Raw genomic sequence first — 17,914 nt, 5'->3', positions numbered from 1 at the left:
GATCAGTTGGCTGGAGGCCGCAGGAAGCGCGGTGGTTCGCCGTTCAGTGCGGCGTCGGATGACAGCCACGCATGGGTCTCGTCCGGGTGTCTCCGCTCGATCTCGGCGAGCAGCAAGTGCCGTGCCTGCGCGGCTGTTGTGGCTTCCTCACCGGCCGTCTCCGCGAGCCTGGTGCTGGTCGCCTGCCACACCGAGTACAACTCTCCGTCCGTCCAGGTCTCCAGGTACCCGTCGCGCACGTCGAGCACGCGGGATTCGGCGGTGACGTCGGAGCGAGTGCCGCGGCGTGCTCGGTGCCTGACCAGGTCGAGGGTCCATGGTGAGGCAACGGCGAGCACGACGACGATCAGGAGCAGCCACGCGCCGACCGTCAGACCCAGCCCGAAGGCGGCGACGGCTGTCAGACCGGCCGCGGCGGAGTCAGCCGCAATCCGGGCATAGGCGGTGAAGCGCGCCGGCCCGGATTCCAGTGTTCGCAGATTGGCCCAGATCACCGCCACGCAGATGGTTGCGGTCGCGAACAGGCCGAGCATGGCGGGCACCGACTCGATCGTCAACGCGAGCGCGATTCCAGCAAGGACTGCCAGTGCGCTCACGGTCGACCAGGCGAGAGAGTAAATCCGCATCGGCAGAATCGGTCCTCACAGATAGCACGGCGGTCTCCACGGTCCTGTCTAATCTCATTGCGGGCCGCGATCACGTGCCGCGGGGGAACGACACGCGATCTCAAACTTTCCGCAGCCTGCTCGTCAACCATGAGACGGGCGGGAGTTGCGTACGCCAAATATTGCATAATGCAACTCATGTCCGCCGAGATCGCCACCGACCTGCCCCCGCCGTCGTACCGCCGGCGACTTCGGCGGCTGCTGCAGGCGTCCGAAGGCGGGCTGCTCGCGCTGGCGTTGCTCGTCGGTGCCGGGTCGGCCGGTTTCGCGATCGTGTTCCGCTGGTTGATTGCGACCTTCACGCACCTGGCGACCGGCCGTGCCGACTACGCGGCGACGCCGGGCGCGGCACATCCAGGCTTGCCCGGTCTTGGGCGCTGGTTCCTTCTCGGGGTGCCAGTGATCGCAGGTCTGCTGTACGGGCCGCTGGTGCACTTCTTCGCGCGTGAGGCTCGCGGTCACGGCGTACCGGAGGTGATGTACGCCGTCGGTCGCCGGGGTGCCCGGATCCCGCCGCAGGTCGCTGCGGTGAAGGCGCTGGCGTCAGCGCTGTGTATCGGCGGTGGGGGATCGGTCGGCCGGGAGGGGCCGATTGTCCAGATCGGCTCGGCGTTGGGATCCACCGTGGGCCGGCTCGCGCGGGTCGCCGAACCGCGGCTCCGGGTGCTGGTCGCGTGCGGGGCGGCCGGTGGGATCGCGGCGACGTTCAACGCGCCGCTGGCCGGAGTCTTCTTCGCGATGGAACTGATCCTGGCCGACTTCACAGCACAGGCGTTCGGGATGGTCGTCGTCTCGGCGGTTGTATCCGCGGCGATCGGGCGGGCGGCGCTGGGGGATGCGCCGTTCCTGTCGCTTCCGCCGTTCACGGTGGAGCACGTCGGTCAGTACGGCCTGTTCGCCGTCCTGGGCCTGTTGGCAGGCGGTGTCGGCGTGCTTTTCACCCGCGTCTTGTATCTGATCGAGGATGCGTGCGATGCGATCTGGCGTGGCCCGGAGTGGCTGCGGCCCGCGGTCGGCGGCGTCCTGCTCGGGCTGTTGCTTATCGCGGTCCCGCAGATGTACGGCGTGGGTTATCCGGTGCTGGGCAATGCTGTCTTCGGCCTGTACGGCGTCGGCTTCCTTCTGCTGCTGGCGGGAGCCAAGATGCTGGCCACCAGCTTGACGATCGGCATCGGCGGCTCTGGTGGGGTGTTCGCGCCCAGCTTGTTCATCGGCGCGGTGCTCGGTTCGGCGTTCGGGCAGCTGGCACATGGTGCGCTGCCTGGCATGGCCGGGCCGGCAGGTGCCTACGGACTGATCGGGATGGGAGCGGTGTTCGCGGGCGCTGCACGAGCGCCGATCACCGCGGTGGTCATCCTGTTCGAGCTGACCGGGGAGTATTCGATTATCTTGCCGTTGATGACGGCGATCGTGCTGGCCACCGGCGTCAGTCACGCGCTGTCGGCCGACACGATCTACACCCTGAAGCTCCGTCGCCGCGGGATCGATCTGGGACGTCGCGAGGTGATCAGTACGGCGGCGCGGACCAAGGTCAGTGAGGTGATGACCGCCGTTCCCGGCGGAGTGCGGGCGGATCTGCCGCTCCGCGATGTGGCGGTCATGCTGGCTCGCTCCGCGTCCGGGGTGCTGCCGGTGATCGGGGAGCAGGGCAACTACCTTGGAGTCGTGACGGCGCGCGTGGTCGCCGAGGCCCTCGCGGACGGCCGGCATGATGCCGATCCCGCGTCGTTGGTTCTCGAGCTCCCGCTGCACGTACGCCGCGATGACCACCTCGACCAGGCGATCGAGGCGCTTGACCGCAGCGGCTGCGCGGCCGTCCCCGTGCTCGATGCCGGTCGCGTCGTCGGCTGGATCAGCTACAAGATCGCACTGAGCTCGCTGCCGGGCGAACGCACGACGGGCGGTGTCCGATGACCCGGCGGATTCCGCGAGTTCTGGCGCGTGCGCCGATTCCGTTGTTCCGTTGGGGTTTCGGGTTCCTGATGGGTGGCCGGCTGACGATGATCGAGCACCGTGGCCGGGTGACGGGACAGGCGCGGTACGTCGTACTCGAGGTCCTCGAGCGCGATCCGGACGGTCTGGTTGTGGTGTCGGGGTACGGGCGTGGCGCGCAGTGGTACCGCAATGTCCTGGCAGATCCGGCTGTGAGGGTGTGGTCAGGTCGACGGCGCGGCGCCCGGGCGAGAGCAACAGCGATCCCGGCGGGCGAAGTCCCTGGCCGGCTGGAGGACTACCGTCGTCGGCACCGACGCGCGGCAAAGGCGCTGGGGCGGACGCTGGCGCTGCCGGATCTGGCGGCCGATCGCCCGCTCCCAGCAGATGTCGGGGAGCGGCTGCCGCTGGTGCGCATCGAGTACGCCGCTAGGTGAGCTGCGGTGCGGTCGATTACCCTCGGCAAAGATCAGCCAGTGCAAGCTTCCGGAGGTGGAGCCGTGGCAGGCTCGCGTACCAGTTCTGCGAACGCGTCGACGGATGAGCCGGTCGACGAACTCGTCGCCGCGGTGCTGACCGCCTCGCGGGTGCTGGTCGGTATCTCCGCGCGGTCGCTGGCCGGGGTCGAGGAGTCTGTCACGCTGACGCAGTTCCGGATGCTGGTCGTCCTCGAGGGGCATGGCCCCAGCCGTCTGAATCGGCTCGCCGAGCGGCTCGAGGTGACTGCCTCGACGGCACTGCGGATGGTCGACCGGTTGATCGCGGCGGGTCTGGTCGACCGCCGGGAGAACGAGCAGGATCGCCGCGAGGTCGTCATCGACCTGACGGCGGCAGGACGATCGCTGGTCCGGAAGGTGACCCGGGTACGCCGTACGGCGATCGAGCGTGTCGTCAGGGCGATGCCGGTCACCCGGCGGCGCGAACTCGTCCGTGCGCTGGAGTCGTTCGCGACGGCGGCCGACGAGCCGGCTGTGGTCGCGGAGGCTGCGGGTCGCCTGGGCTGGTGAGCTCAGCGCGAGCGCAGCGCGGCGTAGTCCGCCGCGGTCAGGGGTTCGGCGGTCAGCGCGCCATCGGCCAGCAGCGCCTCGACCGGCTGACCGTTCCGCGAGAAGGTCACTTCGTCGATGGTCGAGAGCGCGGTGACGGAGAGCACGATCTGTCCGACGGCGAGAACGTTCTCCGTGGCAGACCTGCCGTCGGTCTCGCCGGCGAGCTCCAGGTCGACCCGCTTACCTTGAACGCCGGCGACAGTCAGGGTGAGCTCCGGTGGTAACGCCGACGTGACACCGTCGGCCTGCTCGGTCGGGTTCGGCCCGGCCAGCAGCGCCGAGATGACCGTCTGCAGGCGATCCGTCGGCGCCGGGCTCGGTGCGTCGCGGACGAATGTCACCAGCTGATCCTTCCGAGTGAAGACCACCTGGATCGCCGGTTTGCCAGGTGTCGCCGATGCCGGTCCTGACGTAGGGGACCCGGTGCCCTGGAGCCGTGACGGCATGGCGCCCGGATCGATCGGCGCCGGCTGCCGCTGCACGGGAACGCCGCAGCCCGCCAGCAGGACGACCGCGAGCACCGCCAGTACCGCCCTCACGCGCCGGCCTCCGGGAGTCTGACGACGAACCGGGTCCCGCCGGCCGGCGACGCCGAGCACCAGACCGTTCCGCCGTGCGCCGTGGCGCTCTCGGCAACCAGCGCCAGGCCGAGGCCGGTACCGGACGAGGAACCTCGCCCGCCGGGCCCGGTGGCGAAGCGTTCGAAGACCCGCTCGCGGTCGTCGGCCGGGATGCCCGGTCCGGCGTCGTCGACGAACACCAGGACGTCGTCCTCCGAGCGGGCGACCTGGACGGCGACCAGCCCATCTCCGTGGCGCTCCGCGTTCTCGAACAGGTTGCGGAACAGGCGCCCGAGGCGCGGTTTGTCGGCAACTACCTGCACATCCTCGGGACCGCTGAGGAGCGACGCCTCGCGACCGGCCTCCCCGAGCACTTGTCGCAGCAGTGGACTCAGTTCGACGACCGTGCTGGGGCGCAGATCGAGCCCTCCGTCGGAGCGGGCGAGTTCGAGAAGATCCTCCAGCAGCCGGCGGAAGCGTTGCAGGTCGGCGGTGACCAGGTCGAGGGCGCGCTGCGATCTTTCCGAGAGTTCATGCCGCCTCGCGTTGAGCAGGTCGACGCTGCCGACCAACGTCGTCAAGGGCGAGCGGAGCTCGTGGCTCACGTCGGCGGCCAGCCGCGCATCACGGTTGATGCGTTGCTGCAAAGTGTCGACCATGCTGTTGAACGAACCGACGATCGTGGCGAGCTCCGGATCGAGTGTCGCCGGCAGCCGGGTGTCGAGTTGTCCGCCCGCGATCGAGGCCGCGGTGGCCGCCACCCGGTTCAGCGGCGTGACGACCGACCGGCTGCCCCACACCCCGAGAGCGGCCCCGGCAGCGGTCGCGAGCAGCGCGCCGCCGGACAGGATCCCGCTGAGCAACCGCAGAGTGCCGTCCAACTCGGTGAGCGGGGCGATCTCATAGAACTCTGCCTGGACAGAGGGAACCGGTACGCCGATGACCATCGCCGGCCCGTCGTCGGATCGGAAGCGCTGGCTGGTGGCCGTTCCGTCGGCGACGTCCTGGCGGACCGCAGGCGGTACGGCGTCGCGGCCTTGGTCCAGCGACGACGCGTACCACTGGCCTTGCCACTTGAGAACGATTGTGTGTCCGGCCGGCGTACCGGCGGCGGTCAGAACGGCCGAGACGTCGGCGCCGGCGCTCTCGAGCCGGCGCTGGATGAACACCGCGTCCGCGAAGGACTGATGTTGTACGACGTGCTCCCGCTGTGACAGCAGGTATCCCCGGGCCAGCAGATAGGTGCTGATGGCAAAGACTGCCGAGACGAGGAGAGCTACCAGCGCGAACGCCAGAACCAGCCGGTGCCGCAGACCGAGGGCGCCACGGCCGAACGGAACGAACTTCATTGCGGGTCCAGCCGGTAGCCCATTCCTCGCATCGTGACGACGATCTGCGGCTTTCCGGGGTCTCGTTCGATCTTCGTGCGGAGCCTTCTGATGTGCACGTCGACGATGCGCTCGTCCCCGTAGTACCCGTGCTCCCAGACCGACGCCAGCAATGCGGGCCGGCTGAGCACCCGGCCCGGCGGCTGGGCGAGCTCGACCAGCAGCCGGTACTCCGTGACCGTCAGCGGCACATCGCTGCCGTCGAGGCTCACCGCGCCCCGGGACGTGGACAGCACCAGCCGACGGTCCGGGCCTGCATCAAGGACGATGTCGGCCTCGACCGGATCCGTGCTGTTCCGCAGTCGTCGCCGCAGTGCGCGCAGACGTGCGGTGATCTCCTTGATCTGAAAGGGTTTCGTGACGTAGTCGTCTGCGCCGGCCTCGAGGCCGGCGACGATGTCGTGGGTGTCGGAGCGGGCGCTGACGATCACGATCGGGATGTCGCTCATCCGGCGTATCTCGCGGATGCACGTGTAGCCGTCGATCTCCCCGAGCATCAGATCCACCATCACCAGGTCGGGGAGCGACGACCGGACCTTGGTCAGGGCGGACGGGGTGTCCGCCGCCTCGACGACCTGGTAGCCCTCGTCCTCGAGGGCCAGGCGCAGCACGGCCCGGATACGGTCGTCGTCCTCCACGATCAGGACTTGCATCGGCATGGCTCCATCGTCGCAATCATCCCCCACGATGTGCCGCCGGGGAACCGCATGTCATCTGATCGTCAAGTAGGGCGACGACCGATCTCAATGTCGGCAGTGCACGGTGGTACCAAGGCCACAACACCTCGGAAGGCGACAGCCGATGACCGACTCCGTCCACAGCCCGCTCCCGCAGAAGGCCATCGTGACGATCTCCGATGCGGACCTCGGCAGCGGCCTGACCGCGCTGCACTGGCGCTTGCGCGGCCTGGTGATGGAAGGCGCTTGCCTGGTCGTCATCGACGTGTCCGATATCGGTGAGATGTCGTCGACGCTGCTGGCGGCTTTGCTGGACACCCACCGCGCGTGCCGCCGCCGGGGCGGAGGAGTGGTCATCCGCCACGCCAGCCGCAAGATGACCGACGTACTGCGCCGTACCGGCCTCGACCGCGTCTTCGACGTCGAGGCCGCGTGACCCTGACGCGTTGCAGGCTCTCGCGAGCCCGCCGGATCCGACGAGGCCGCCCAGCTCGGCTCTGTGAGGTAGTACCGCCAGTGAACCCGTTCGACCGCGATTCGACCCGCCGACGCTACGTGGACGTGACTGTCCTCGAATTCGCCGCCCATACCGCCTACCTCGATCCTGTCACCGGTACCGGTTACCTCGTCACACCGCGCCCGCAGAACGACGTCCCTGCGCCCGAAGATCCATTGGTCGAGGCGGCCTGGTCGGACTGTCTGGGTGGCCACGCGCCCGCCGGGCTCTCGTTGTACGACGCGGACCGTCGAGACGCCTTCGAACATCTCGCGTGTGAAGGCTGGGAGCCGCTGCTCGACGAGGACGGTGGGATCGAGGAGGCCGGCTGGACCACGGACGGTCGCCGTGCGCTTTGTCTCTATGCGATGCCGACGGGCGGCGAGCCGTGCGTAGAGGCGCTGCACCGCGCCTTGACGGCACTGGACATTGCCTCCGACGTCCACGTCCGGGTCCGCCCGCAAGACTCGCCGGGCGCCGACTGAGCGCTCATTGGCTTGCCGGCCGGCGAGGTAGCGCGGTGAGACACCCCGCGATAGCGCCGACCGCCAGGACCACGTGCAGCCAGACGTCTGCGCCCTCCACGGGGACAAGACCGGTCGATGCCGGACTCTCGTCGACGAGTCGGTATCCGGCGAACATCAGCACGGTCGCACCGACTGCGGCCAGGAAGATGACACACGTTCGACCTGATCCCGCTGCGAGAAGCCCGGCCGCGCCGAGAACCAAGTGCACGACGATGTGCAGGACCGGTGCGTGGAAGAGGCCGGAAACGGCTGATTCGGGGCTCGGGGTCCACGGCGTCAGCACGGCGATGTAGTGGGCCGCCCCGAGGCCGGCCAGCGCGATGAAGGCTCCGGCGAGCCACAGCGCGCTGACCTGAGCCGCCGACGGTGCGAGCCGATTGTTCGATTCTGCAGATCGCATCCGCGGTCTCCTCACCTGTGGCCGGCCCTCACGGGGTGTGCTGATGACAAGCGTCCCCTCAGTAGCTGTCACCAGCACACCCGGCGGCGTGGCGCTCGGCCCCGAATCACCGGTGCGCCACGACCGGACTCGACGATAGGGCGAAACCAACGCCGGATCAGCTGTCTGAGCGGACCGTCAAAGGCTCTCAAAGAGCCCTCAACAATCACTTCCGAGGAGATCAGGCGTGGTGATCGACCGCATGCAGCAGGCGTACGCCGAGGTAATCGCGAAGCCGCTGTTTGCGATCCGGGAGCACGAAGCCGGAGTACTCGTCGGAACTCACGACGACAACGGCTTCCCGGCTTCCGGTGGATTTCACCAGGATCCGGGCGCCGCTCAGCAAGTCGCCATGCGTGATCGCGACAGTGACTTCTCCGGTCCCGAGTAAACGGAGTCGCCTGGCGCTGTGCTCGATGCGCTGTCCGAGATCCACAGTCGGTTCGTCGGTGCTGACCGGCTCGGCGCCGGTCAGCCGGGCCACCGCGGGGGACCCGAAGGTGTCGCGGGACAGAACACCCAGTGCCGCGACCCCACGGTCGGCGGTACTGCGGTCGTCCGCGAGCAGCAGGTGGTAGTTCACCGGAGCTCCGGGAGCGGGACCCAAGGCCGATATCTCGGCGGCGTCGCGCTCGGACAGTTCGGTTTCCACGACTACGACGACCTCACGTGTCATCACGTGCCTCCTCGCCGGACGACTGCGTCATGCTTGTGGTATCCAGCGACCCGAACGCAACCTCGTGTCGTGCAGTCTTCATCTGTTCGTCAAGGTTCACGATCGCGTCGGCGCGACGCTGGTGACGATCGCCGGGGTGGAGCGGTTCGTCACCAGCGCGCTGGTCGGCACGGCGTCGGAAGCGCCGACCGAGGTCCGCTGGAACCGGAGCAGGGGACACCACCCACCTGACGGGCCGCGGACATCAGCTGTGCCTGGCCCGACTATAGGCATGAGCGCCCGGCCTGTATCCGATCGTCATGAACTCTCAAAGCATGCTCAAACCGTCCGCAGCATCGCGTCGCTGCTCAACGGTCGACGATATGAACCAGGGGCACACCTACCGCGGACCGAACCCGCGTCGCCAGATCTCGGCCGAGGAGCGTCGCCAACCTGTGGCGGCCGGTCACGACCACAATCTCCTCACTGCGGGTCGCGGCCACGAGCCCGGCCGGAGCCTCGATCGCCGGTTGATCCGCAACGACACCAGTTGCCCTTGCCCCCAAGGCCGCCAGCCGCGCAACGTCGTCCCGGACCGGCGTCTCGGCATGTCCGTCGTACCGCTTGACTCCGCGCGGAAGGAGCCGACAGCCGGACCAGGTTGTATCGCACCAGCGCGCTCTTCATCCGGTACAGCTCGATCCTCCGCCGCGCCGCAGTGCTGGACAGTTCGTGCTCGTTTGGGTGGGTTGAGGACGACGCCGTACGCCGGTGGCTGGTAGAACTCGGCGTGGATCCGGTAGCCGATGGCGGTCTCGCCGTGGCGGGCGGCGGCGCTGGTTCCAGCCGAGCATCAGCGTGCGTCCGGGGGTGGGGTCGTGCCGCGGACGGGCTGATGAGGGGCTTGCGAGTTGATTGAACGGCCGTTTAGGCTTTGAACGTGCGTTCAACCGCAGACTCCGCGGGCTTGGCTCCCAGTGCTGGGCAGATGACTGCTGAGCGGATCCGGGATGCGGCGATCCTGCGGTACGGTCGGGATGGTTTCTCGATCGGACTCCGGGCAGTGGCGGCGGACGCCGGGGTGACCGCCGGCTTGGTGGTGCATCATTTCGGGTCGAAGGAAGGTCTCCGGAAGGCTTGCGATGCGCATGTGCTCGGGGTGATCCGATCGGCGAAGTTGAAGGCGACAACGGGCGGCCCGGGCGCTGCGATCGCGCAGCTGGCGGAGATCGAGGAGTACGCGCCGATGGCGCTGTACTCGCTGCGGAGCCTGCAGGCCGGCGGTGACCTGGCGACGGAGTTCATGGCGCAGATGTGCCGTGATGCGGAGGAGTACCTCGAGGCCGGCGTCGAGAGCGGTTTGATCAGGCCGAGTCGCGATCCGTCCGGGCGAGCGCGGTACCTGGCGATGCAGGCGATGGGCTCGTTGCTGCTGTGGATATCGCTGCACCCCGGGTTTCGCGAGGTCGACGACTTCCGCAAGGAGCTGCGGCAGATCTCGGATCAGATCACCTTGCCGGCGCTGGAGTTGTTCTCGGAGGGTTTGTTCGTCGACCGCAAGCTGCTCGACGAGTACTTGATGTACGTCTGCGATCCGCCTGCCTTCGACGCGAAGCCGTAAGCCGGACAACGCGCCTCGTGGCGCTGCAACCAGACGACATCTGGCCGGGACGATCCCGGAGTTCAGTGCGGGAGAGGTTCAGCGATGACTGCTGCCCTGACGATTCAGCAATTGCACAAGTCCTTCGGTCAGGTGAAGGCCCTCGATGGTCTCGACCTGACTGTCGACGTCGGCCAAGTGGCGGGTTTCCTGGGCCCGAACGGTGCCGGCAAGTCCACTACGATCCGGATTCTCCTCGGTCTGCTCGGCGCCGATTCCGGGTACGTCGACGTACTCGGCCTGCACCCGTGGTACGACGCGGTCGAACTGCGTCGCCGTCTCGCGTACGTACCGGGCGAGGTGAGCTTGTGGCCGAACCTGACCGGTGGCGAGACGATCGATCTGCTGTCGCGTTTGCGTGGCGGTGCTTCGAAGGCTCGCAAGGCCGAGTTGCTGGAGCGGTTCGCATTGGACCCGACGAAGAAGGGTCGCACGTACAGCAAGGGCGATCGGCAGAAGGTGGCACTCGTCGCTGCCCTGGTGACGGACGTCGAGTTGCTGGTGCTGGACGAGCCGACGTCCGGCCTCGATCCGTTGGTGGCGACGGTGTTCCAGGAGTGCATCGCAGAGGTGAGGGCAGTGGGTGGTTCGGTGTTGTTGTCCAGCCGCATTCTCGCCGAGGTGGAGAAGCTGTGTGACACCGTCACGATCATTCGTGCGGGTCGCTCGGTGCAGTCCGGCACGCTTGCAGAGCTGCGGCATCTCACGCGCACGGCGATCAGCGTTTCGCTCGACGGCGGGACCGCAGCGTTGGCCGCCGTTCCGGTCCACAACCTACGCGCGGAGGCCGGTGTTGTGACGTTCGAGGTGGATCACGACGATTTGCCGTCCGTCGTGCGGATCCTGGGTGGTCTCGGCGTACGTAGCCTCACCAGCGCCCCGCCGTCGTTGGAGCAGTTGTTCCTGCGTGAGTACGGCGATCAGTTGATCGGCGCCGACTCATGACCAGCTTCACGGCACGGGCTGGGCTCCGGGCGTGAGGTCGGCGCCTTCGAAGGTGCGGGCGACGACGATGTCGGTGGACGAGTGCGCGACGATGGACAACACGATGGTCAGGGCGACGAGGTGGAACACCTCGTCGGCTGCCGGGATGCCGGACTCGAGGACGAGCAGCCCGTACACGACCGAGGCGAAGCCTTTCGGGCCGAACCACATGGCGGCGAGTTGTTCGCGCGCCCCGAGACGGGAGCGCAGGAAGGACACCGCGAGCGCGAGCGGCCGGGCGACGAGCAGGGCAACGAGAGCGAAGATCCAGCCCTGCCAGGAGATCTCGGCCAGGAACTCCAGCGAGATCAACGCGCCGAAGACCAGCAGGGCGGCGAGTTTGAGCCCTTCGGCGATGAGTTCACCGAACTGTTCGAAGGCGGCTCGCTGGGCCGGCCCGAAGGTCGCGACCGTGATGCCGGCCGCGAAAGCCGCCAGGAAAAGATTTCCGTGGAGTGTCTTGGCCAGCGCAAGGACCAGGAGGCCGATCGCCACGGCGTTGAGCGGTTCGTACTTCGTGGAGGCGGAGAAGAATCGCGTTCGCTCCAGCTGGATCGCGATCCAAGGTACGGCGATGCCGATCGCGATCCCGACGGCCAGCTCGAGCGCCAATTCACCCAGATGAAGGCTGTCACGACCCGCGGCGACAGCGAGGAACACCATCACGAACGGGAGTGCCAGACCGTCGTTGACCCCGGACTCGACGTTCAGCAGGTGCCGCAGCCGTGCCGGAACCTTCTCGTTGCCGACCAGTGCGGAGGCGAAGACGGGGTCTGTCGGCGCCAGGATCGCACCGATCAACAGCGACTCCGGCCAGTCGAGGCCGACGATGAAGTGCGCCGCCAGCGCGGTGATCACGAGGGTGAGCGGCAGGCCCCATCCCAGCGCCCGACCGGGCAGCCGCCACGCCGAGCGCAGATCGGTCCAGCCGACCCGCATGCCGTCGGTGAAGAGCACGGCGAACAACGCGAGCTCGGCCAGCACCGAGACGACTGGTGAACCCGGGGCGAGATCGAGCACGCCAGTGGTCTGCGGACCGAGCACGAATCCAGCGACCAGGAACAGGACGGCCGTCGAGAGGATGGTTCGTCCGGCCAGACTCGAGACCAGCACGGCCAGCAGCAGTACTGCGGCGAAGCACATCAGCAGCATTGACGCTCCAAGGGCGGTCAAGACAGGACGAAGTACCGCAGCCACAGGTACGGCGCGGCGACGAGGATGGTGATCGCGGTGATCACCACGCCCTTTCGGGTGAACTCCCAGAAGCTGATCGGGCTTCCGGCACGTAGTGCGATGCCGATGACGACCACGTTCGCGCTGGCGCCGACCGCGGTCGCGTTGCCGCCGAAGTCGGCGCCGGCAGCCAAAGCCCACCAGAGGGCATGCGCGTGGGCGGGGTCGGCGACGTTCTTGGCGAGGTCCTGGACGACAGGGCTCATCGTGGCGACGTACGGGATGTTGTCGACGATCCCGGACAAGACGGCGGACACGACCAGGATCAGCATCGTGGCAAGTAACGGCCGGCCGCCGGTCGCGTCCCCGACGAGGTCGGCCAGGTTGCCGATGACGCCGGTCTTGACCAGGGCGCCGACCATCACGAACAGACCGGCGAAGAACAACAGCGTCTGCCACTCGACGCTGCCCATGTAGTCCTTGGTCGGTACTCCGGAGATGAGCACGAGCAACCCGGCTCCGAGAAGAGCCACGACGGACGGCTCGATATGGAAGACCGAATGCCCGACGAACCCGACGAGCACCGCGAGCAGGACCGCGCCGGACTTGATCAACAGCCGGGTGTCCTGGATCGCTTCGCGTTCGTTCAGCCGCAGGACGTTCTCAACCTTGGCGGGGTCGACCTCGAACGAGCCCCTGAACAACCGGGGTAGGACCAGGGTGAAGACGACGAGCACGATCACGACCAGCGGCGCCATGTGGATCAGGAAGTCGTTGAAGGTGAGCCCGGACCGACTGGCGATGATGATGTTCGGCGGATCACCGATCAACGTCGCGGCACCGCCGATGTTCGAGGCCATCACCTCGGCGATCAGGAACGGCACCGGGTTGACTCCGAGCCGGTCGCAGACAAGCAGTGTGACAGGCGCGATCAGTAGCACCGTGGTCACGTTGTCGAGGAACGCCGACGCGATCGCGGTGATCATCGTCAGCAGGATCATCACCCGTAACGGCGCTCCCTTCGCCTGCTTGGCCGCCCAGATCGCGACGTACTCGAAGACGCCCGTACGGCGGAGCACGCCGACGATGATCATCATCCCGAGCAGCAGGAAGATGACGTTCCAATCGATCCCAGTGTCCTGCGAGTAGAACGCGTGGTCGGGGTCGGTGACGCCGAGCGCGAACAGGATGCCTGCCCCGCCGAGGGCGGCGAGCAGTTTGTGCGTCCACTCGGTCGCGATCAGGACGTACGCGGCGAGAAAGACGATCAGGGCGATCGCGGTCATGCGACCGCCCCGACGTTCACTGCGTGGAGACGACCAGCTCCAGCAGGCGGGACGCGGTGATCGCCCCGACGATCTCGTGGTCCTTCACGACGGCGACCAAGGGACAACGCAGCCGGGCCATGATCGCCGCGACCTCGATCACGGTGTCGTCGTGGTTGACGACCGGTAGCTCGACCGGCTCGGACGGGAGCAGTTTGCGGACCGTCAGACCGGCCAGCTTGCTCGCGACCTGATCGGCCAACGGCTCGTCCATCACTCTCGCCAGCGACGGATCGTCCTGGACGTAGCTCGGCACCAGGAAGCGCACCACCTGCGAGGCCGGCAGCACCGAATGCGGGCGGCCCTTGTCGTCGACGACGATGAGGCCCGGCAGCCGACGGGTCGCCAGCAGCGACACGGCCTCCAGGGCGTCCGTGTCCAGGCTGACCACCGGAAACTCCTCGGCCATCTGATCTCCGTGCACACTTGCACGATACGACGCCCAGCAGCCGCCGGCACGCAACCGGCCGGAGCTCTGCCAGCGTTCTCATGCCGTCTCCTCCGGGGTCGCTGATCAGCCCGCACCCCGCTCAGGGACGGGCACTGCCGACCAGACTTCCCGGCGCTCCGTCCCCCACCCTCTCCCATGGCGGGGGCCTGGGGCAAACAGGCCCGAGTGGGGACCGGCATGTCGCGAGGGCTACCTGTGGAGCCTGATCCTGCTCCCTGCGACGGGCGCAAGCGGGTCACGCGCGCGCGACATGGTTGCAGCGTCGGCCGATCGCCTTCGCGATCTGGATCACCGGCCCGCGGCCGTGGGCCGGCTCGCCGGCGGATACGTCGTCCAAGCTGTGGGTGCCCTTCGCTCTGAAGAGGCCGAAGGACGCCTCGAGCCTCGACTCGCCGGTACGCTGTCCAGGCTCCGATGGCTGGCTGCACACGTGGTCGCCGGTGCGGCCGGGCTGGTCCTGATCGTCGTCGGTGCTCGCGGCCTCGGCGGCGTACGCCGTAGCGACCTTCCTCGCCCTCCTCGGCCCTGGCCTCAAGCTTGCCCCGTGGGTCCTCGACCTCGCCCGCACCACCCACGTCGGCAGCCTCCGCTGGGGACAACAGCGGTTCGTCTACACCGCGTTCGGCGGCAACGGCAGCTCGGGCGTCGACTGGGTGCGTTGGCTCGTGGCCATCGTGATCGCCGCAGTTCTGGGCGTCGTCGCATCCACGGTGACCGGTCGGAACACGACGGCGCGACGCTGAACCACCGGTATTTTTGTCAGCTGGGTTCGTACTCTCGGCGGTACCGGTAGGAGTTGTGCTCGGCGATCGTTCCGTCTGGGTTGGTGATGATGTGGTCGACGCCGTACCAGCAGGCCACGGTCGCACCCTGACTGGCTTGGCGTTGCCTTCCGCCACCCGCTGCGAAGGGTTCGTCGCAGTTGCGCCAGCGGGTCTTCCAGATTCCGTCTTCGCAGTAGGTCTCGATGTCGTCAACGGCCATGATGATCCTCGGTCAAGATGCGGTCGTAGGCGGCGCGACGGACTGGATCGCGCAGCGTCGCGTAAGCGGTGAGGATTTCCTGCAAGCGTTCGTCGGCGTGACGTTCCGGTCCCGGCGCGCGGGATTCGGTGTGGTGCTGATGGATGAGTGCGCGGAAGGCGTGATCGAGATCCTCGTCCGACGCCTGAGCAGTCACGCCGAGCACGTTGTACGGATCTGGGTCTGGTTGCTGCGTGACAGGTTCGGCCATTGTGCTCACCGCCTCTGACGGCTGAAGCTTGATCGTCGGGTTAAGGGGGTGCGGCGGCCCGCACAGTCGGGGTGTGACTGAGCGGGCGGCCGCACCGCAGGTCAGGACTCGTGTCGAGTGACGGCGGGTCACCTCCTCTCACCCGAGAAATCGAGGTTCGTCAGCTGTTCCGGCGCCGCGGAGGCCCGCGAGCCCGGCCGTGGGTTCGACGCGGCAACACCGGCCGGGGCGCACTGTTCCCTCGGCGTACCCGGAGCGGGCGCGGCCTCGCCGGGCGCCCACGGCTGGGCAGGCAATGCTTGTCGAGCGGCGGTTGGGACGGCGATTCCCAGCTGGCAGCGATGAGGGCGTCGAACTCGGCCCGCAGCAGCTCGTCATCGGCGAGCGTCAGGTCGAGGAAGGCTTCGTCGAGTTGCTGTGTGTCCACCGTCATCGATCTCACCCCATCGACAACAACGTGCCCTGTCACCGGTGCCTGCTCAGGCGTTGATTTCCTTGCGATCGTTGTCGGTGCTCGCGATCGAGATCTTGCGTGGTTTGGCTCGTTCGGCGATCGGGATCCTCAGGGTGAGTACGCCGGCTTCGTAGCGGGCCTCGATCCCGTCGGGGTCCAGCGTGTCGCCCAGGAACAGTTGCCGGGAGAACACGCCGAGCGGGCGCTCGGCAACCTGCATCTCAACGCCGTCGCCGAGCTCGAGCGGCCTGCGCTCGGCCTTCACGGTGAGCACGTTGCGCTCGACGTCGAGTTCGATCGCGTCCGGTGCGACACCGGGAAGATCGAAGGAAACGACGTACTGATCGCCTTGGCGGTAGGCGTCCATCGGCATCGCGGTCGGCCGTGACCACGTGCCCGGCGTCTGGTTCCCGAAGACCTGCTGGGCAAGCCGATCGAACTCGCGGAACGGGTCTGTGCGCATCAACATCGTCTGCACCTCCTGTGGCATCAAGTCAACTGTGGTGTCAATACGCACCTCCGGTATAACATGTCATCCAAACGATGACAAGTGTCGATGTCATCCAATCGCTGACGCTGGGCTGATGAGGTGAGAGAGTGGCCGACGACGACCAGCTGGACGCCGCAGCGACGCCGGTCGCAGCCGCACTGGCCGCAGTGGAAGAGATGGTTCGGCATCTCGCCGACGGGGTTCCCGGACACACCGCGAGCGCGGCCGACGTTGTCGCGGCATTGGTCGAGCTGCGAGCGGTGCAGGATCGGCTCGCCGCCTGGGAGCCGCTGCTCATCGGTGCAGCGCGAGAGCAGGGCGTCAGCTGGGCGGAGCTTGCTCCCGCGCTCGGTGTTGCCAGCAGGCAGGCTGCCGAGCGCCGCTATCTGCGACTCAATCCCCACAGCGCCGACCAGCCGGACATGACCGGCGAGCAGCGGGTGCAAGCGGCTCGCGACCGCCGCGCAGGCGAACGTGCCGTCACTCGATGGGCCCGCGACAACGCGGCCCAGTTGCGCCGGCTCGCCGTACAGATCACTGCGCTGGACGACCTCGACACCGACGCCCAGCAAAGCGTCGACCGGCTTCTGCACGCACTCGGCGACAACGACACCTCAGCACTGCTGGCGCCGCTGGCCGAGGCCGGAGCACAGCTTGAGAACAGCAACCCCACCTTGGCCGGGCAGGTCGCCGACATCAACACGACCACCGACCAGCTACGCGACGAACACAAGACCAGGACGCAGGATCCTGCGCCATAAGGTCGGGTCGCCGATCGCCGCCTCGTTCCACGGCTTCGCGCCGGACCCAGTCCCGGCCGCCAGGTCGAGACCCGGCTTTCGAGCTTGGCTGCACTCGGCCTGGCCGTGTGCCGTCCGGCGCGAAGCGCTCTACTGCGGCGGTCTTGTGTACCGCCGTGCGATCGTCAGAGTTCTGCTTCGTCCTGCACCCTCTGCTGGAGCTTGTCCTTGGGTAGGCCGGAGGCTCCTGCGATGTCGGCGTTACTCGCTTGCTGCGCGAGTTGGTCGCGGGTGATGTCACCGGGTTGTTCGCCGAGGTGTTGCTTGCGGCTGGCAACGAAGGCTTCGCCGAGCTCGGTACGGCGCTCGTCCGACAAGTTTGACCGCATACCGGGCAGGACCTTGGTCTCTTCCTCTTCGACGTGATGTGACACTGCGTCGATCAGGTTCTGCAGCGCCTCGTCGAACGCGGCCGACGTCGGATCGGTCTCGGCCAGCTTCGCGAGCAGTTGGTCGGCCTCGATGTGCTCCTGCTGGCTGTGCGAGACCTCTTCCTTCTCGCCGGCTTCGGCGGCGGCGACCGGATAGACCTCGGCTTCCTCCGCCCGGCTGTGGGCGGTCAGCAGGGTAGTCAGCACCGGCAGCAGGTTCGCCCGCTTCTCCGGATTCTCCTGGAGTTCGTCGAACAGCCGCTCGACCTCGCGGTGGTCCTGCATGATCAGATCAACAACATCGCCGGGCATCTCATCGTCCTCTCGCACTGTGTGGTGCCCTGCTGGTACCCGACTCGCATGCACTGCTACGACAGAGATTCGCGTGTTTCGCAGCGGGTACCGGTCGGCTGATCTCCTTGGTGGTACGGCAGTGTGTGCCATTTCGGTAAGTCCTTGTTGCGAGGCAGAAATGCTGCGGCCGCCGGCCTCGACCAGGCCATCCCCTCACCGTTGGTACCGCCGTCGTACGGCCTGGTGGTCGTCGCTGGTCGCCTCACCCGCGCGTTGGCAGCAGGCGGCGC

The 17,914-nt window shown here is 67.6% G+C and carries 24 protein-coding genes and 1 pseudogene; 10 read left to right on the top strand and 15 right to left on the bottom strand.

All coding sequences use genetic code 11. The features are described 5' to 3' along the window. Nucleotides 1-2: 2 nt before the first annotated feature. Nucleotides 3-626 (bottom strand): hypothetical protein, encoded by a 624-nt coding sequence (locus ABT313_RS00680; RefSeq protein WP_350847165.1) that lies wholly within the window; start codon nucleotides 624-626, stop codon nucleotides 3-5. A 177-nt stretch (nucleotides 627-803) separates the two neighbouring features. Between ABT313_RS00680 and ABT313_RS00675 the strand changes: the two genes are divergently transcribed. From ABT313_RS00675 to ABT313_RS00665, 3 genes are all read left to right on the top strand, one after another. Continuing rightward, a complete protein-coding gene (locus ABT313_RS00675; RefSeq protein WP_350847164.1) occupies nucleotides 804-2,579 on the top strand; it encodes a chloride channel protein in 1,776 nt (591 codons plus the stop codon). After that, nucleotides 2,576-3,034: a nitroreductase family deazaflavin-dependent oxidoreductase gene (locus ABT313_RS00670; RefSeq protein ID WP_350847161.1), complete on the top strand. Its 459-nt coding sequence runs from the start codon at nucleotides 2,576-2,578 to the stop codon at nucleotides 3,032-3,034. Before ABT313_RS00675 ends, ABT313_RS00670 begins: the two co-directional genes overlap by 4 nt. A 63-nt stretch (nucleotides 3,035-3,097) precedes the next feature. Then, nucleotides 3,098-3,604: a MarR family winged helix-turn-helix transcriptional regulator gene (locus ABT313_RS00665; protein WP_350847159.1), complete on the top strand. Its 507-nt coding sequence runs from the start codon at nucleotides 3,098-3,100 to the stop codon at nucleotides 3,602-3,604. Between the two features lie 2 nt (nucleotides 3,605-3,606). Here the strand turns inward: ABT313_RS00665 and ABT313_RS00660 are convergent, their stop codons facing one another. Genes ABT313_RS00660 through ABT313_RS00650 form a run of 3 tightly spaced genes read right to left on the bottom strand, consistent with a single transcriptional unit; the run spans nucleotide 3,607 to nucleotide 6,253 of the window. Then, nucleotides 3,607-4,185, bottom strand: a complete 579-nt coding sequence (locus ABT313_RS00660) for a GerMN domain-containing protein (protein ID WP_350847157.1) — start codon at nucleotides 4,183-4,185, stop codon at nucleotides 3,607-3,609. Then, nucleotides 4,182-5,555: a HAMP domain-containing sensor histidine kinase gene (locus ABT313_RS00655; RefSeq protein WP_350847155.1), complete on the bottom strand. Its 1,374-nt coding sequence runs from the start codon at nucleotides 5,553-5,555 to the stop codon at nucleotides 4,182-4,184. Before ABT313_RS00655 ends, ABT313_RS00660 begins: the two co-directional genes overlap by 4 nt. Beyond that, nucleotides 5,552-6,253 (bottom strand): response regulator, encoded by a 702-nt coding sequence (locus ABT313_RS00650; protein ID WP_350847153.1) that lies wholly within the window; start codon nucleotides 6,251-6,253, stop codon nucleotides 5,552-5,554. The genes ABT313_RS00655 and ABT313_RS00650 overlap by 4 nt, the downstream gene beginning before the upstream one ends. A 142-nt stretch (nucleotides 6,254-6,395) precedes the next feature. On the opposite strand from ABT313_RS00650, the gene ABT313_RS00645 reads away from it, so the two are divergent. Beyond that, nucleotides 6,396-6,707, top strand: a complete 312-nt coding sequence (locus tag ABT313_RS00645) for an STAS domain-containing protein (protein WP_350847151.1) — start codon at nucleotides 6,396-6,398, stop codon at nucleotides 6,705-6,707. Nucleotides 6,708-6,787: 80 nt separating this feature from the next. Next, nucleotides 6,788-7,252 (top strand): hypothetical protein, encoded by a 465-nt coding sequence (locus ABT313_RS00640; protein ID WP_350847150.1) that lies wholly within the window; start codon nucleotides 6,788-6,790, stop codon nucleotides 7,250-7,252. A gap of 4 nt (nucleotides 7,253-7,256) precedes the next feature. Here ABT313_RS00640 and ABT313_RS00635 read toward each other — a convergent pair whose 3' ends face one another. The 3 genes from ABT313_RS00635 to ABT313_RS00625 all read right to left on the bottom strand — a co-directional run bounded on the left by ABT313_RS00635 (nucleotide 7,257) and on the right by ABT313_RS00625 (nucleotide 8,682). Then, entirely contained in the window at nucleotides 7,257-7,694 is a 438-nt protein-coding gene (locus ABT313_RS00635; protein ID WP_350847148.1) for a DUF4383 domain-containing protein, read from the bottom strand. A gap of 220 nt (nucleotides 7,695-7,914) precedes the next feature. Continuing rightward, nucleotides 7,915-8,409, bottom strand: a complete 495-nt coding sequence (locus tag ABT313_RS00630) for a hypothetical protein (RefSeq protein WP_350847146.1) — start codon at nucleotides 8,407-8,409, stop codon at nucleotides 7,915-7,917. A gap of 96 nt (nucleotides 8,410-8,505) precedes the next feature. Continuing rightward, nucleotides 8,506-8,682 carry a hypothetical protein gene (locus ABT313_RS00625; RefSeq protein ID WP_350847144.1) on the bottom strand — a complete coding sequence of 59 codons (177 nt, stop codon included), beginning with the start codon at nucleotides 8,680-8,682 and terminating at the stop codon, nucleotides 8,506-8,508. A gap of 694 nt (nucleotides 8,683-9,376) precedes the next feature. On the opposite strand from ABT313_RS00625, the gene ABT313_RS00620 reads away from it, so the two are divergent. Together ABT313_RS00620 and ABT313_RS00615 are read left to right on the top strand one after the other, a co-directional pair. Beyond that, entirely contained in the window at nucleotides 9,377-10,009 is a 633-nt protein-coding gene (locus ABT313_RS00620; RefSeq protein ID WP_350847142.1) for a TetR/AcrR family transcriptional regulator, read from the top strand. 84 nt (nucleotides 10,010-10,093) lie between these two features. Next, a complete protein-coding gene (locus ABT313_RS00615) occupies nucleotides 10,094-10,993 on the top strand; it encodes an ABC transporter ATP-binding protein (RefSeq protein WP_350847140.1) in 900 nt (299 codons plus the stop codon). A 6-nt stretch (nucleotides 10,994-10,999) separates the two neighbouring features. On the opposite strand, the gene ABT313_RS00610 is transcribed toward ABT313_RS00615, so the two are convergent. From ABT313_RS00610 to ABT313_RS00600, 3 genes are read right to left on the bottom strand one after another with little or no spacing between them, the layout of a single operon-like run. Then, nucleotides 11,000-12,184: a cation:proton antiporter gene (locus ABT313_RS00610; RefSeq protein WP_350847138.1), complete on the bottom strand. Its 1,185-nt coding sequence runs from the start codon at nucleotides 12,182-12,184 to the stop codon at nucleotides 11,000-11,002. A gap of 17 nt (nucleotides 12,185-12,201) precedes the next feature. After that, nucleotides 12,202-13,491, bottom strand: a complete 1,290-nt coding sequence (locus ABT313_RS00605) for an ArsB/NhaD family transporter (RefSeq protein WP_350847136.1) — start codon at nucleotides 13,489-13,491, stop codon at nucleotides 12,202-12,204. Between the two features lie 16 nt (nucleotides 13,492-13,507). Further along, a complete protein-coding gene (locus ABT313_RS00600) occupies nucleotides 13,508-13,939 on the bottom strand; it encodes a CBS domain-containing protein (RefSeq protein WP_350847133.1) in 432 nt (143 codons plus the stop codon). Between the two features lie 346 nt (nucleotides 13,940-14,285). Here ABT313_RS00600 and ABT313_RS44680 point away from each other — a divergent pair. Both ABT313_RS44680 and ABT313_RS00595 read left to right on the top strand, forming a co-directional pair. Then, nucleotides 14,286-14,405 (top strand): annotated as a pseudogene (locus tag ABT313_RS44680) (efflux permease Rv1217c-related protein); the annotation flags it as partial. 46 nt (nucleotides 14,406-14,451) lie between these two features. Beyond that, the gene (locus tag ABT313_RS00595; RefSeq protein ID WP_350847131.1) at nucleotides 14,452-14,724 is read left to right on the top strand and encodes a hypothetical protein; all 273 of its coding nucleotides are present in this window, start codon (nucleotides 14,452-14,454) and stop codon (nucleotides 14,722-14,724) included. A gap of 16 nt (nucleotides 14,725-14,740) precedes the next feature. Here ABT313_RS00595 and ABT313_RS00590 read toward each other — a convergent pair whose 3' ends face one another. The 4 genes from ABT313_RS00590 to ABT313_RS00575 form a co-directional block, all read right to left on the bottom strand. Continuing rightward, nucleotides 14,741-14,965: a hypothetical protein gene (locus ABT313_RS00590; protein ID WP_350847129.1), complete on the bottom strand. Its 225-nt coding sequence runs from the start codon at nucleotides 14,963-14,965 to the stop codon at nucleotides 14,741-14,743. After that, nucleotides 14,955-15,215 (bottom strand): J domain-containing protein, encoded by a 261-nt coding sequence (locus ABT313_RS00585; protein ID WP_350847127.1) that lies wholly within the window; start codon nucleotides 15,213-15,215, stop codon nucleotides 14,955-14,957. The genes ABT313_RS00590 and ABT313_RS00585 overlap by 11 nt, the downstream gene beginning before the upstream one ends. Before the next feature lie 160 nt (nucleotides 15,216-15,375). After that, nucleotides 15,376-15,648, bottom strand: coding sequence for a hypothetical protein (locus tag ABT313_RS00580; protein WP_350847125.1), 273 nt, complete (start codon nucleotides 15,646-15,648; stop codon nucleotides 15,376-15,378). Between the two features lie 46 nt (nucleotides 15,649-15,694). After that, nucleotides 15,695-16,138, bottom strand: a complete 444-nt coding sequence (locus ABT313_RS00575; RefSeq protein WP_350847123.1) for an Hsp20/alpha crystallin family protein — start codon at nucleotides 16,136-16,138, stop codon at nucleotides 15,695-15,697. A 128-nt stretch (nucleotides 16,139-16,266) separates the two neighbouring features. On the opposite strand from ABT313_RS00575, the gene ABT313_RS00570 reads away from it, so the two are divergent. After that, complete coding sequence (locus ABT313_RS00570) at nucleotides 16,267-16,920, top strand: hypothetical protein (protein ID WP_350847121.1); 654 nt, start codon at nucleotides 16,267-16,269, stop codon at nucleotides 16,918-16,920. 164 nt (nucleotides 16,921-17,084) lie between these two features. On the opposite strand, the gene ABT313_RS00565 is transcribed toward ABT313_RS00570, so the two are convergent. Next, entirely contained in the window at nucleotides 17,085-17,642 is a 558-nt protein-coding gene (locus ABT313_RS00565; RefSeq protein ID WP_350847119.1) for a hemerythrin domain-containing protein, read from the bottom strand. Nucleotides 17,643-17,914: the final 272 nt, after the last annotated feature.

It is taken from the genome of Kribbella sp. NPDC000426, assembly GCF_040300265.1.
GTDB lineage: Bacteria > Actinomycetota > Actinomycetes > Propionibacteriales > Kribbellaceae > Kribbella.
The sequence above is the reverse complement of the archived record's forward strand: the minus strand, read 5'-3'. Positions and strand labels throughout refer to the sequence as shown.